8 protein-coding genes are annotated in these 13,976 nt (G+C 45.2%); 5 read left to right on the forward strand and 3 right to left on the reverse strand.

The genetic code is table 11. The features are described from left to right. Nucleotides 1-40: 40 nt before the first annotated feature. Together F3J22_RS11775 and F3J22_RS11780 are read left to right on the forward strand one after the other, a co-directional pair. Complete coding sequence (locus F3J22_RS11775) at nt 41-892, forward strand: NAD(P)-dependent oxidoreductase (RefSeq protein WP_167017329.1); 852 nt, start codon at nt 41-43, stop codon at nt 890-892. A 46-nt stretch (nt 893-938) separates the two neighbouring features. Beyond that, nucleotides 939-2,528 (forward strand): Na+/H+ antiporter, encoded by a 1,590-nt coding sequence (locus F3J22_RS11780; RefSeq protein WP_167017331.1) that lies wholly within the window; start codon nt 939-941, stop codon nt 2,526-2,528. A 7-nt stretch (nt 2,529-2,535) separates the two neighbouring features. On the opposite strand, the gene F3J22_RS11785 is transcribed toward F3J22_RS11780, so the two are convergent. From F3J22_RS11785 to F3J22_RS11795, 3 genes are all read right to left on the reverse strand, one after another. Beyond that, entirely contained in the window at nt 2,536-5,178 is a 2,643-nt protein-coding gene (locus tag F3J22_RS11785; RefSeq protein WP_167017333.1) for an alpha-L-rhamnosidase, read from the reverse strand. A gap of 65 nt (nt 5,179-5,243) precedes the next feature. Next, nucleotides 5,244-5,960 (reverse strand): hypothetical protein, encoded by a 717-nt coding sequence (locus tag F3J22_RS11790; RefSeq protein ID WP_167017335.1) that lies wholly within the window; start codon nt 5,958-5,960, stop codon nt 5,244-5,246. A 191-nt stretch (nt 5,961-6,151) separates the two neighbouring features. Continuing rightward, complete coding sequence (locus F3J22_RS11795) at nt 6,152-6,748, reverse strand: PAS domain-containing protein (RefSeq protein ID WP_167017337.1); 597 nt, start codon at nt 6,746-6,748, stop codon at nt 6,152-6,154. Between the two features lie 481 nt (nt 6,749-7,229). On the opposite strand from F3J22_RS11795, the gene F3J22_RS11800 reads away from it, so the two are divergent. From F3J22_RS11800 to F3J22_RS11810, 3 genes are all read left to right on the forward strand, one after another. Next, nucleotides 7,230-9,869, forward strand: a complete 2,640-nt coding sequence (locus F3J22_RS11800; RefSeq protein ID WP_167017339.1) for a glycoside hydrolase family 2 protein — start codon at nt 7,230-7,232, stop codon at nt 9,867-9,869. A 2,350-nt stretch (nt 9,870-12,219) separates the two neighbouring features. Then, a complete protein-coding gene (locus F3J22_RS11805; RefSeq protein ID WP_167017341.1) occupies nt 12,220-13,011 on the forward strand; it encodes a helix-turn-helix domain-containing protein in 792 nt (263 codons plus the stop codon). A gap of 444 nt (nt 13,012-13,455) precedes the next feature. Beyond that, the gene (locus tag F3J22_RS11810) at nt 13,456-13,920 is read left to right on the forward strand and encodes a DUF1772 domain-containing protein (RefSeq protein WP_167017343.1); all 465 of its coding nucleotides are present in this window, start codon (nt 13,456-13,458) and stop codon (nt 13,918-13,920) included. The last annotated feature ends 56 nt before the right edge of the window (nt 13,921-13,976 follow it).

Here is a 13,976-nt window from a genome sequence, read left to right on the forward strand (position 1 = left end):
TCTTTATTTTTTAATTCAGCAGGAATAAATAAACAGATATATGATAGCATTCTTAGGTATGGGCCTGCTTGGCTCTAATTTCGTGAAGGCATTACTGAAGAAAGGTGAAACGGTACAGGTTTGGAACAGGACGGCGTCAAAGGCCAAAGCACTGGAGGCTGACGGAGCGAAGGCATTCGAATCAGTTGCAGATGCGGTTCGCGGGGCAGACAGGGTGCATATCGTAGTTAAAGACGATGCCGCCGTTGAAGAAGTACTGGCAGCTGCATTACCTGGTTTACAACCCGGTGCCATCATCATCGACCATACCACCACTTCTGCCGAAGGCGCTATTGCCAGAACAAATGCCTGGAAAGATAAAGGTTTTACCTACCTCCATGCACCTGTATTCATGGGCCCTGCCAATGCGCTGGACAGCACCGGCTATATGCTGCTTTCCGGTGATCAGGCCCTGATCACCAAAATGGAGCCTGTACTGGCGCCTATGACAGGCAAAGTGCTGAACCTCGGCCCTGTAGATGGTCGCGCGGCCAGCCTCAAACTGATTGGTAACCTCTTCCTGGTAACCTTTACCGCCGGACTCGTAGATACCTTCGCTCTGGCCAAATCCCTCGATGTTCCTGTAACGGATGTGGCTAACCTCTTTTCGCAGTGGAACCCTGCCGGTGCGTTGCCGCTACGTATCCAGCGTGTTACCGGTGGCGACTACAGCAAACCTTCCTGGGAACTCAACATGGCAAGAAAAGATACCCAGCTGTTCATGAATGCCACTGAAAAAGCAGGTAATGAACTGCATATCATCCCTGCCATCGCAGCCCTGATGGATGCCTATATCGCCAAAGGCCATGGCAACGAAGACTGGACCGTAATCGGCAGCGATACTGTTAAATAACAGGATCAATGGCGGGTAACTATCCTTCACCCTAACCCACGATCATATGCTGGCATCTTTTATTCAGCTTATACTGCTGCTGTTTATCATCCTTACGCTGATCATGCTTGCAGGGCGACTGAAAATTGCTTACCCTATTGTTTTGTGTATAGGTGGATTGTTACTCAGCACGGTACATGTGCTTCCCGCCATCCAGATCAACCCTGAACTGATACTGCTCATATTTATGCCGCCATTGCTATACGAAGCTGCCTGGTATACTTCCTGGAAAGACTTCTGGCGATGGCGGCGTATGATTATCAGTTTCGCCTTCCTTATCGTTATCGTTACCTCCTGCCTGGTAGCAGTGGTGTCGGTGGCCATCATACCCGGATTTACACTGGCACTGGGTTTCCTGTTAGGAGGAATCGTTTCTCCCCCTGATGCCGTTTCTGCTACTACTGTTCTCAAATATGTAAAAGTTCCCAAAGCCATCAGCGCTATCCTCGAAGGAGAGAGTCTGATGAACGACGCCAGCAGCCTTATCATTTTCCGCTTTGCACTGGTAGCCGTTACTACCGGACAGTTCGTATTCCTGCAGGCCGCAGGCAGCTTCGTGCTGGTGATCGTAATGGGTATCGTGGTAGGACTCGCCGTCGCTGTCGTCTATTATATAGTGCACCGCTGGATGCCTACCACTACGCAAATGGATATTGTATTGACTTTCACCGCACCATACGTGATGTATATTATTGCAGAACAACTGCATGGGAGTGGTGTTCTGGCGGTGGTTACCGGCGGACTTTTCCTTTCCAGCCGCCAACATCTTTTCCTGTCTAACAGAAGTCGTATAGCCGGTGCAGATGTATGGGCAACGGTCACGTATATGCTGAATGGGCTTGTGTTTGTAATGATAGGGCTGGAGCTCCCCGTTATTATTAAAGGCCTGGGCAAAACGAATATCTTTCATGCCATCACCTACGGCCTGATTATCTCTTTCGCCCTTATTGTAGGACGTATCCTATGTACGCTGGGCACCAGCATTTTTACCACTTTCATCAGCAATTTTATTACTACCGCGCAGCGTCATCCCGGCTGGAAAGGGCCGCTGATCATAGGTTGGGCAGGTATGAGAGGGGTGGTGTCGCTGGCGGCGGCATTGTCTATCCCGGTGTATGTCAGCAAGGGCGTGTTTTTTCCGGAGCGTAACCTCATACTCTTTATCACCTTTATGGTAATACTGGTCACGCTGGTGTTACAGGGACTAACACTGCCGTTGATTGTCCGCTGGCTGAAGATGGAGGATTTCGACCATGCCCTGCCGTTAGAAGAGCAGGAAGTGAAAGTCCGCAAGCAACTGCTGCAACGTAGTATGAAGTTTCTTGATGAGCAGCATGCGGAATTACAACAGTCTAACCGCGCAGTCAGGCAAATGCGGGAAGAGCTGGAAGAACTGCACCTGCTCACCAGCAAGCCCGCTGCTACAGCCACTGAGCGGGAACAGTACCTGAGAGTGTCCCTGCAACTGCTGGAATTTCAGCGAGAGGTATTACATGAGCTGAATAAAGATTACGCAACAAATCATGAAGTCATCCGCAAATTTTATGAGTTGCTGGATGTAGAAGAAGAAAAGCTGCGCCTGCAATTCCGTATGTGATCACCTTTTATTTATTTTTTAGGTAGATGACCACCTTTCCTGTTATGTTTTGATAGCGATTATCTGCAGATAATTTTACTGGTTGATGATTGATAGTTATTTCCTGTGGTTGATGATAAAGTTGTAGTGTACCATTGCTGCCAGGAGGCAGCTGTAATTCCATGGCTATATCATTTCCGGTACGGCGCCATGCCACTGCAATATCGCCGTAAGGGGTATGATGGTAACCGTTTACACTGTCCAGTCCGGCCGGAAAGACAGGCGCAATATATACCTGCCGGAATCCTGGCTGGTCTTCCACTGGCCTGATGCCTAATAAGGCTTTATACATCCAGGCACTGATTTCACCAAACATGATATGATTTCTGGAGATATCTGATTGGGCGTCGGTCTTCCAGTTTTCAAACAGGGTAGTAGCCCCATTTTTGATCCACCAGCCCCATCCGGGGTAAGTTTCCCTGGAAGCCAGCTGCCAGGCGATGTTGCCATAGCCGTTGTCGCTGAGCGCGGAAAGTATGGCTTTGCTGCCTAACAGGCCAACATCTGGTTGCAGACTATCTGCCTGTACCCGTGTGGCCAGAGCTGCGGCCACTTTTGTTTTCAGACTGTCGGGTGTAAGTCCCCAGTATAAGGGCACGGCCTGTTCTGTCTGTAACCCCGTGTCGTATATGCCTGTCTGTTTGTTCAGGTATTTTTCATTGAAGGCATTTTTAATGAAGTCGGCCAGATGGCTATAATGCTGATAGTCGGCGGTTTTGCCTAATATCTTCGCTGTTTTTGCGAGTATGCGGACATCGGTATAATAATAAACAGTGCTGGTGAAAGGCATGGGTGTTACGGACTTCACTGGTACCCAATCACCGAGTCCCCAGTTGCAGATACCTTCCGGACTCTTATGGGTGAGGAGGTCTACATATTTTTTGATGGCGTTGTAATTGTCTGCCAGCGCGGTCGTATCTCCATAAAATAGATAGAGGTTCCATGGGATAATGGCGATGGTGCTGGTCCAGTCGGGGCCGTTGCCCCATTCGTATCCCCAGCCTGCGGTAGGAATGATGGATGGGAGTGTTCCATCCGGCTGTTGCTCATCTCTGTGATCTGCCAGCCATTTTTCATAGATGGTGATGCCATCAAAGTTATAGAGACCGGTTTCAACATTGATATGAGCGTCGCCTGTCCAGCCATTCTTTTCCCGCTGCGGGCAATCCGTAGGATAGCCGAAGAGGTTGGCGAGATAGGAGCTGTTGGTAGCTTCCCATATTTTGTTCATCAGTGGATTGGAAGTGGTGAGCTGGCCTGCTTTAGGAACTGCGCTATGCAGCACTATGCCGCTCAGGCTTGTGGCCGAAAGTTTCAGCGGCCGGCTGGCCGTTACTTCCACATACTGAAAGCCTTTGTAATTAAATAGCGGCGAGAAGGTATGTGGCCCTTTGCCATCCAGGATATAGATATCTGTCTGGAATGGATCGCCGTCGCCAACGGGGCGGTAATGTACGTCGATATTGGATTGATCAGCGTGGCCGCTGGCATTAAGCTGTTCGCTGTGTTTCAGGCGAATAACCGTACCTGCGGGGCCATCTGCCGTCAGCTGACTGATACCGGCTATATTGCGGCCCAGGTCAAAGACCCAGCAGGTATCGCTGAGTTGCCGCATAGTTTTGGCTGGCAGGGTTTCTATCCGGCGTACCGGTGCCGCAGCCTGTGAAACCAGCAGGGGAGCAGGTGACTCACGAACAATGGCGGGTTGCCATTGGCTGTCGTTAAAGGAGGGAAGGTCCCAGCCTTTTTGGTAGCGGCGCCTGTCCTGGTGTTCACCGGTATAAATGCTATTGAAGCTGATTTCTCCTGTAGCTGTTTTCCAGTCGGGCCCTGTAGCGAAGGTTTCAATGGTGCCGTCCTTGTATTCAACGCGGAGGTTCAGCAGGAAGGCCGGCCGGTTGCGCCAGGAGGCCTTATCAAAATTCCATACGGCCGTTGATTGCATATTATACCAGCCATTGCCAAGTATAACGCCGATAGCCATACGATTCCCCTTGCCAAGACTGGTTACGTCGTAGCTGACGTAAAGATTTCGCCTGTCGAAGCGGGTGTACAGGGGTTCGAGACAGGCAGTGCTATCCACCTTTTCACCATTTACAGACAGTTCATACAGTCCTGCAGCAGCGATATAGACAGTTGCTTTTTTGACCGGTTTCCTGAGTGGGACCACTTTGCGGAAATAGGGAGCAGGGGGGAAGTTTTTATCGTGGCTGTCGCTGATCCAGTTTCCTTTCCAGTTGGAAGGCGCCATCATGCCGGTTTCAAAGAAGGCCGTGCCTATATGTTTATCCCGGTGGGTATCTGTATACGTTATGGTCCATTTATACCTGGTAAAAGGTTGTAGATCGGGGCCCTCATATCGTACCAGCCTGGAGGTGCTGTCGGTAAGGGGGGCTGTCCAGATAAGCGTATCATGCGCAAAAACCTTTAGTTCCCCGGATGTTGCCGGAAAGGGGGCAGGCAGGGACCAGGTAAGCCGGGGATGCGGCTGGTCGATCCCGATGGGATTGGAAAGATATTCACAGCGGAGATCTTTTACCTGTAATTGGGCCCTGGTGGCTGCCGGCGACAACAGTGCAATCAGCCATAGAATTATGAGACGATGACGCATAACGTGGATATTATGATGTACAGTAGTACAATATAATAAACGGTGTCGTATATACGTAAATCACTTTATGGGCGGTACCATTGAAAGGCGTGCCTGGCGGTTTCCGGATCAAAGCCTTCGTATTTCAGTACCCAGCAATTCAGTGACAATGCTTTCTGGAAGAGGGTTTCGTTGGGCTGAATACAGATGATGACTGGTTGCAGGTGGAGGTGACTGGTACCTGGGATTAATGTGTTTGCGTAAGACTGAATAGTGAGTGTATCAGGCAGCAGGGAGGAGAATACCGGATTGTCGAAATGAGAGACAAAGCAGGTGGTATCGCTGATAGCGATATGATCGGCTTCCAGTATTTCCGTGTTGGGGATGGTGTGTTTATATTTCTGGATGAAGGTATGTGTGCTGTATTCGTGTTGCAGGGATTTTTCCAGGTATTTAATGGATAGTGTTTCGAGGTGGCCGTTCCAGTGGTTGCTGAACTGGCCGAGTACTTCATTGGTATCTTCTATGTATTCGTTGAAAACATCGCTGAAGGTGGTGAGGGCTTCCTGAAGTTCCATGCAGTGGGAGAGGTTACTGAGCATCGACTCGAAGTATTTATTGTCTGCTGCGATGGCGTTGATACCGGTATTCATCTGTTGGAGCAGCTGCTGGCATTCGCGTTCTATATTGCGATGCCATTGCTGGAAGTTCTGGGAGTGTTGCTGGTGAAGTTTATGTATTTCCCTTAGTAGTTCTTTGAATTCGTTTAGTCGGGGGATAAACTTTTCGGAAAAGGTATTCATGAACAACAGGTTTTGAAGGAGTATTGTGGTGGTTATGAGAATGTCATACTTCAATGGATATACGAAAGCAAAAAAATGAAAGATGTTAGATGCCCTTACTTTATTGCAAAGGTTTGGTTAAAATTTTCGTTTGCTGCTGAGGGGGAAAAGCCCTGTATTGCTACAGGGCTATCTAAAAGAAAGAAATGAACCTAAATCTCACCAGTTGGCAGTGACTTCACTATTACCTGGAATTTGGTATTGGAATCGTGTGATTCCATCAGGCTGATGTAGTTAATAACGTATATATAGATACCATCTTTTCTGCGAAGGTGGTACATGGGTCTTTGTGTCTGCATGATATCATCCAGATTTTCGGAAATATTTATGTTGAGTTGTGTGGCCAGTTTGGGGGTGCACATGAAAGTCCAGGGACGTCCGATCAGTTCTTTGGAAGTGTAGCCGGTGAGTCGGATCATTTCGCGATTGATGTAGGAGATATTGTGTTGCTGGTCGACGAAGAATACGGCCACTTCTCTGATACCTTCGAATTGTTTTTCATCTTCTGCGGTAGCCTTACGGTAGGCGTCAACGATTTTTTCTGCTCTGGAGGTGGCTCTTTTGTAGAAGGTGAGTACGATGGCGGTGTTGAAGGAGGCGAGCAGGGTGAGTCCGGTGATGCTGTCAGGTTTGAAGCCGGAGAAGAGGAACCAGTTGATGATGGAAGTGAGACAAACGATTGTAATGATGCCGGGAATAGATATTTGGTATCTGTTTACCTGTTGGAGCAGGCCTTTGAGGTTTTTCATGAAATGATGTCTTTTAGATGGCTGAGATAGCTTCGCGCTTTACTTAAAAATATATAAAATTCAATTGGAAAGTTGTTAAGCGATGTATGTAATTATGAAATGAACAAAATGAACAGCCAATTATCAATTTGAATGAAATGAATATCAGTTATGCGCTTGTTATTTTTCGTATTTCCCTGGGAGGTAGTTAATGGTAGTGGGGGGAATGATTGTATAGTGCCCGCTGGAATAGTGTGCTGGTGTAGGATGGCGCAGCGCATCAAATACGTTAATCTATAGTTAAGCAAATTTAATTAACAAAAAATCAATAAAGTTATGTGCGACGTAAATACTTTGTTAATGAAGTAGCATGTCGGATGGAATATAAAGTACAAAAAGGTTGGTTCGCTGGTTATTTGTAGTAAGAGGTAGATTTAAAGCCATCGAAATTTTTATCTGAACTATCGATTATCCACAGCAATTGAAATGTATCCTAATGAGAATGAGTAAGCGTTCACGTATTATTGGTTTCCTTTGTCCATTAATGTTAACTTCTATTGTTTCTTTTGGGCAACAAGCGGACAGAGAGGTGCAAGCCTCTAACCTGGTAACTCCATGGGGAGAAAAAGCCAGAACAGAGAAAGACATGGACTATCCCAGACCAGGTCTTAAAAGAGATAACTGGGTAAACCTCGACGGTAAGTGGAACTTTACGGTTCGCTCCGGAAAAGGAACGACAGAACAAGGTACTATTCAGGTGCCTTTCCCTATAGAATCCAAACTTTCTGGTGTACAGAAAAAACTGTTCCCTGATGATGTACTGGTTTATGAGCGGAATGTAACCATCCCCAATAAACTAAAGAATCATCGGGTAATGCTGCATTTTGATGCGGTAGACTGGGATTCAAAGGTATTTGTAAATGATCAGGCCGTAGGTGACCACAAAGGTGGTTATACCCGGTTCTCCTTTGATATTACCAAATACCTGAATGCAAACGGTGCCAATAAGATCAGGGTAGAAGTAAAAGACCCTTCTGACCAGGGCATTAACCCACACGGTAAACAGACCCTCAATCCGGGTAGTATCTACTATACACCCAGCAGTGGTATCTGGCAGACGGTATGGATGGAAGAAGTACCTGAACACTATATCACAGGTGTAAACTTCACCCCTGATATCGATAATAACCAGATCCTGGTAAAAGTAGATATCAACGAAGCTGCCCAGCCATTTAAAATAAACATTAAAGATGCTGCCGGTAAGGTAGTAGCTTCCGGTGAATACAAAACCGGTGTTGATAATAAAATAGCTATTAAGAACCCGCAGTTGTGGACACCTGATAATCCAAATCTTTATACTGCCGAACTGCAGCTCCTCAATGGCAAGCAAGTGGTGGATAAAGCTTCCAGCTATTTCGGTATGCGGAAGATCTCCCTTGGAAAAGACAGTAAAGGCTTTACCAGGATCATGCTGAACAACAAGCCGGTATTTAACCTGGGCGTGCTGGATCAGGGTTTCTGGCCCGACGGCCTGATGACACCTCCTTCAGATGAAGCGATGGAAGCCGACATCAAATCTATTAAAGCCATGGGCTTTAATACCATCAGAAAACATATTAAAGTAGAACCTGAGCGCTGGTACTACTACACGGATAAAAATGGTATGCTGGTGTGGCAGGATTTTGTAAATCCTCCACATGGACTGCCGGAAGGCGCTAAAGCTGAGTTCGAGAAAGAATCCAAGGCGATCATGGAGCAGCTGTACAATCACCCTTCCATTGTTGTATGGGTGTTGTTTAACGAACGCTGGGGAGCCTATGATCAGGAAAGATTAACCAAATGGGTGAAGCAATCTGATCCTACCCGCCTCGTCAACGGCCATAGCGGTGAATTACTCTATGTAAATAATCAGCTGCGTGCACCATCAGACAATCCATGGGTGAATTCTGATATTACAGACGTACATACTTACCCTGCACCAATGACAGTGCCAGACCTCCCTGGAAAAGCTAAAGTAATCGGTGAGTTCGGTGGTATCAACGTATCCGTGCCTTACCATCAGTGGGATGATATCAAAAGCTGGGGCTATGCCACACAAAAAGCGACCGACTTCCCGCAGGTATACCGTGGCTTCGTTGGCAGATTGAAACAGCTGGAAGATAGTGGCTTGTCTGCTTCCATATATACACAACCGTTTGATGTGGAAACAGAAGAAAATGGCTTGCTGACATACGACAGAAAGGTATTGAAAATCAACCTGGACAGTATCCGTGCCATCAATGCCATCCTGAACCCTACTGCCAATAACAGCAAGCTCAATCCTCCTTTCAACCTGGCCGCAAACCTGGATGTACATGACGATGACAGCCGATATAATGCCTACATCAACGACTTTAAAAATGGCAAAAAAGATTCGGCATTCGTGAGAAGAATGATCCTGATGTCTATGCGCCAGAAAGATAATACCAACGCAAACCTGCTGACAGATCAATATATTAAGAGCTTAAAAGCACCAACTTCAACAGATAACCTGCGGTTTATTGCAAATGCTGCAATGGTACCAGGTAATCCGGGCTATGCCTACCTGATGGAGAACCGCTCCAAACTCTCCGGCAGTGCCGCAGATATGCTCTCTGGTCTGACGAAGAAAAAGATCGAAGCCGAATACATTACCCCGGCATTACCAAACATTACCAGTGCCAAATGGGACGAGATCAGCGCTGCTGTTGCCAAAGAATATGGTAGTAAAATGGGCACCTTCGTAGATGGAAGAGCGTTACTGTATTACTGGCAGCATAAAGACTGGCCTTTATTCGGTAAATACTACCGCAAGTATTATGAGGCAAACCTCGAACACAGCGAATACCATATTAATAATATTACCTGGGAGGTATTTGTAAACTGTAAGGATGAAGACCTGTTGAAATTTGCAACCACGGTAGCTAAATTCAACGTGGAACAACGGGATAGCTCTCAGGAATCAATGGATACCTACGCAAACCTGTTGTACAGAACAGGTAACAAAGACGAAGCCATCAAGTGGGAACGGAAAGCAGTTGCCGTTAGTGGAAATAAAGAACTCGTGGAAACGCTTCGTAAAATGGAGGCCGGACAGCCTACATGGCCCGAATCAAAGAATTAAGTCATCTATATAATAAACGTGAACTCTACTGTAAAACTACATGCATCAAGGGGGCCGGGATTCTTCCTGGTCCCAAATTTTAAAATGGAAATTTGATTTCCGTTACTGTTCCGTAATCTTTTCTGCATAACAAATGCTTAACAAAATAACCATCAACAAATTCGGATATATCACGTTAAAGTGTGAACTTAGTATCTGAAAAGAAGAATGCCCTTGTGCAAAGGTTAATAACAGCCATTTAAAAGCGTTTTTTATCAGCGGATTGTTTATGTGCAGGAAAGATTGTCGAAAGCACGATTCAGCTTAATACGGTTTTCTCCGTTGATCCATGTAGTATAGTTTTAAAAAATAGTGTCGCCCCGGTATGAGATAATAAGCCTGAAAGAAGATCTTATGAAATAAATATTTTCTCCGCTGTCAGGTGCAGCATTATCAGTGCCTGATAGTATATCTACCAGAAATTTTTATTCACTAAATTATATGTAAGCGGTTTCCGAAATCCCGCGTTGCTTGGTGAATATGATAAATAATCAGTCGTGTTGAAATTGTTGGATAAGTAAAGTTTTTTTATACCCCCAAAAAAGAAGATTCTATGGCAGACAGAGAATCTGTCTTTTACCATTTCGAAAAGATATGGCCAAAGGAACCTGGACTCTTCCTGGTTCAATTCTTAAACGGTGGTATCTGAAGAGCCTTATTCCGGTAGCATCGGACATATCGTATACAGACAGGATTATGCGAAGAATGAATATAGTGCAGTCGGGTTTGGATTATGTGCCGTCAATGAACAGGTTGGTTATATTTAAATGGACAGTATTTCTCAGTAAAAGTGTGAATGCTAAAATGTACACAGCTTAAAATTCACAAAATGAAAAACTGGTTTATGCTGACTAGAAAACAGGCTTCGTGCATGTTATAAAGTTCTTTTATTTCAAAAAGCATATCAACAAAGCTCTACACTCATCATTTTATTCCATGGGAACCGGGTTTATACCAGGTGGGAATATTATGAAACAATTCCCGGGATCGGAGTGCCAGTATCTTTATTCTCACATCTTTTATAAAGGCCTGTGATAATAATTATTCGTGTGAAGGAGAATGAATATGATGTAGTGGTATAGCCTTTCATTATAAAATACCTGTTAATATTATTGCTTGTAGTGGTATGGAAAGTGGATTGAGTGATTTTATTATATTGACAGGATGCCTTACAACTGATAATGATGTTATCAATTCGGTAGTTGCAGTTGTGTTTTTTAGACTGTAAATATTAAAATGAAAAATTACTGATCAATTTTCGGTACTTTCTTAAAGATACAGTCTCTCGATTTATTAGATAGTTGTTGTAGTGGATCGAAACGGAAAGAGAAAATTATAATATGGAGTAGTTCCTTGCATGCTTTTTCAATCATCAAAATTATTAAACAAAGAAAATTTGCTGACGGAGTTCATGTCACTTAGCGGTAAATTGAAATACTCATCAAGAAATAATATAGCCGCCGGATACAGGTACAATAGGTATACTCATTCGGAAGGCTCAGATCAAACTCACATACTTTAACAAAACGTCTGGTTGGCCGGTATTATGCGGATCTTACCCACAGACCTTTTGAGATTACCAGCTTATTTCACCCGATAGTTAATGTCTGATTGTTATTTATCAGGTATTAGTTAAGAAGTTGTGTTCTTTGACATATTGTTCATGATTCCATTTCTGCCTTGCTCATAAAGCAGGCCATCGCATCAGATTGCTTAGCGGCATAGGATGCCGGCGCCTGTTAAATTATTAGATTGAATACATCTTTTCCCTACTATTACAGGTCTTATTCCTTATAATTCACGGTTACGTTAAGAGACACATTTTTAATCTTTAAATAATTGAAGAGCAGTGAATACGGCATGAAGTATCCTGAGGAAATATCTCTGGCCTACCGGATGCCGGCAGCAACCGATACGGGAGCTGCAATGCACGTCATCATTCTGTTATAACTGATTCGTAATTATATCTTTTTTTAAGTGTTAAGAGTTACTACTATTGTTCATTGGTCGTTCTGATACTTTGTTCTCAATGAATCAGGACAGGCCCCGAAAGGGGCCTCCCTTTCCAGGGCCATGACAATATGGTTGCAGGCAACACTGCTATCCTTGTGTTTTCTTTATCAATTTGTCATCGCATAATAGCGTAATGTCTGATAAGAGGAGGCATTACGCTTATTTTTATGCCGTTTCCAATCATTACAACTGAATAGCCGATAGCTGCCCGTATAGTCCATACCAGATGATAGACCCTCAAAAAAGGCAGGGGCAAATCCTGCCTATTTTTCTTACATTTACGGAAAGAGCTCCCGGGATGGAATTTCAGCAAATAGTACCGCCTGCTTATCTTCAAAACTATGTCAGGTACTTCTGGACATTAACCAGTACTGATAATGGTTTGCCCAAAACCTTCAAAACCATTGCAGATGGTTGTCCGGGCCTGATGTTCCAGTTTGCTGAAAAAGGGTCCTTCAGTCAGTTTGGTAAAGACCTGCCAACCGTTTTTCTCTATGGCCAGGCAACTACCTTTACCGAAATCATTACGCCGGCTTCGTTCAGGTCTGTAGGTGTCTATTTCCAGCCACATGCACTCAAAAGTATTTTTGGCTATAACGCCCAGGAACTGACAGATGGCTGTACCGAAATAACGGGACAGCTACCGGAAATGCTGCTGAACGCCGGTTCTATACGGGAACAGATAGATATTATCGCGGCATGGCTATACGAAGAGATTCAGCAACGCGAAAATAAAACAGATGCTGACCTGTATAACGCCCTGCACCGTATTGTAGCAAATGCGGGTAATATCTCCCTGAAAACAATACTGGATGAGCTACAACTCTCCGAAAGAAGCCTCGAAAGAAAGTTCCTGCAACATATCGGGATGACCCCCAAACTCTTTGCGCGTATCTGCCGCTTTCAGGCCAGCCTGAGCCAGTTACGTAACAATCAGTTTTCCAAACTATCAGATATCGCCTTTGAACAGGAGTATGCTGATCAGTCCCACTTTATCCGCGCTTTCAAAGAATTCGCGGGAGCATCTCCCAACAAATATCAACGACAGTCTGAGGAGATACTGGAAAACTTCCCTATACAAAAAAGATAAATCATTCAACTTATTATATGCAGTCTTCGCCGTAACGCGGAGCTGCTAAACTTTTTATCAGCCGGAGCGGGATTCTTCCCGCTCTTTGTTATTCCGTGCTGAGTATGCCGTAGCCCTTGAAAAGGCTACGGCTACCCAGCTTTGTTTCCGGCATATCCTGCCGGCCGCGGAAAATGGTTTCATGCAACAAAGTCATTTATTACGGCATATCCTTCGGAATGCCACGCTTCCTGTAAAAGTTTTCTTGTTCATTATGGTTGAATACCTGCTGATGGTATTCTCCAGCAATACCCCAAAGCACACCGGAATCTTCCGGCGTGCCTGCTTTTTCTCCCGTGTCGGTTTTATTCTATTTTCCGCCTGCTGCCCGTCCTACCTTCGGTAAAAATTAATGCTATGTACACGCAATCATCTGCTACATCTTCATCTCACAAAAAATCAAATATGATTATTTATATTCTTTCCTGTTGCCTGACAGGCCTGATGGCGGGGCTCTTCCTCTGCTGGTCTATCGCTACAATGCCTGGCATTACTCAATTGAACGACAGTCAGTTTATTGCTGCCATGCAGGCTATGAACAGGGCCATTGTAAACCCGGTATTCGTGATCTCCTATATGGCGCCATTGGTATTGCTGCCATTGCTCTCCTGGAAAACGCTGCACCATCCGGCGTTTGGCATCATTCTGACAGCCACCATATTGTATATAGTATCTTTTTTGATCACTATGGTTTGCAATGTGCCGCTGAATGAGGCACTGGATAAGGTAGACGTAGCGCAGGCCGGCGCGGACGTGTTGAAGCAGCAGCGGCTGAACTTTGTGAGTGCCTGGATAACATGGCATACTATCCGGACAGTTATGATGATTATTAGTTTTGTATGCTGCCTTTGCGCTATATGCAGGCATTAAAAAAGCAGGCCTGTACTACAGGCCTGCCGGTTAATAGTCTCCGTTTATGCAATAAC

The sequence above is a fragment of the Chitinophaga sp. Cy-1792 genome, assembly GCF_011752935.1.
Taxonomy (GTDB): domain Bacteria; phylum Bacteroidota; class Bacteroidia; order Chitinophagales; family Chitinophagaceae; genus Chitinophaga.

Coding starts and splice junctions, on each gene's coding strand:
- F3J22_RS11805 (WP_167017341.1), top strand. CDS start 12,220: ATGGAATTTCAGCAAATAGTACCGCCTGCTTATCTTCAAAACTATGTC.
- F3J22_RS11790 (WP_167017335.1), bottom strand. CDS start 5,960: ATGAATACCTTTTCCGAAAAGTTTATCCCCCGACTAAACGAATTCAAA.
- F3J22_RS11780 (WP_167017331.1), top strand. CDS start 939: ATGCTGGCATCTTTTATTCAGCTTATACTGCTGCTGTTTATCATCCTT.
- F3J22_RS11800 (WP_167017339.1), top strand. CDS start 7,230: ATGAGTAAGCGTTCACGTATTATTGGTTTCCTTTGTCCATTAATGTTA.
- F3J22_RS11810 (WP_167017343.1), top strand. CDS start 13,456: ATGATTATTTATATTCTTTCCTGTTGCCTGACAGGCCTGATGGCGGGG.
- F3J22_RS11775 (WP_167017329.1), top strand. CDS start 41: ATGATAGCATTCTTAGGTATGGGCCTGCTTGGCTCTAATTTCGTGAAG.
- F3J22_RS11795 (WP_167017337.1), bottom strand. CDS start 6,748: ATGAAAAACCTCAAAGGCCTGCTCCAACAGGTAAACAGATACCAAATA.
- F3J22_RS11785 (WP_167017333.1), bottom strand. CDS start 5,178: ATGCGTCATCGTCTCATAATTCTATGGCTGATTGCACTGTTGTCGCCG.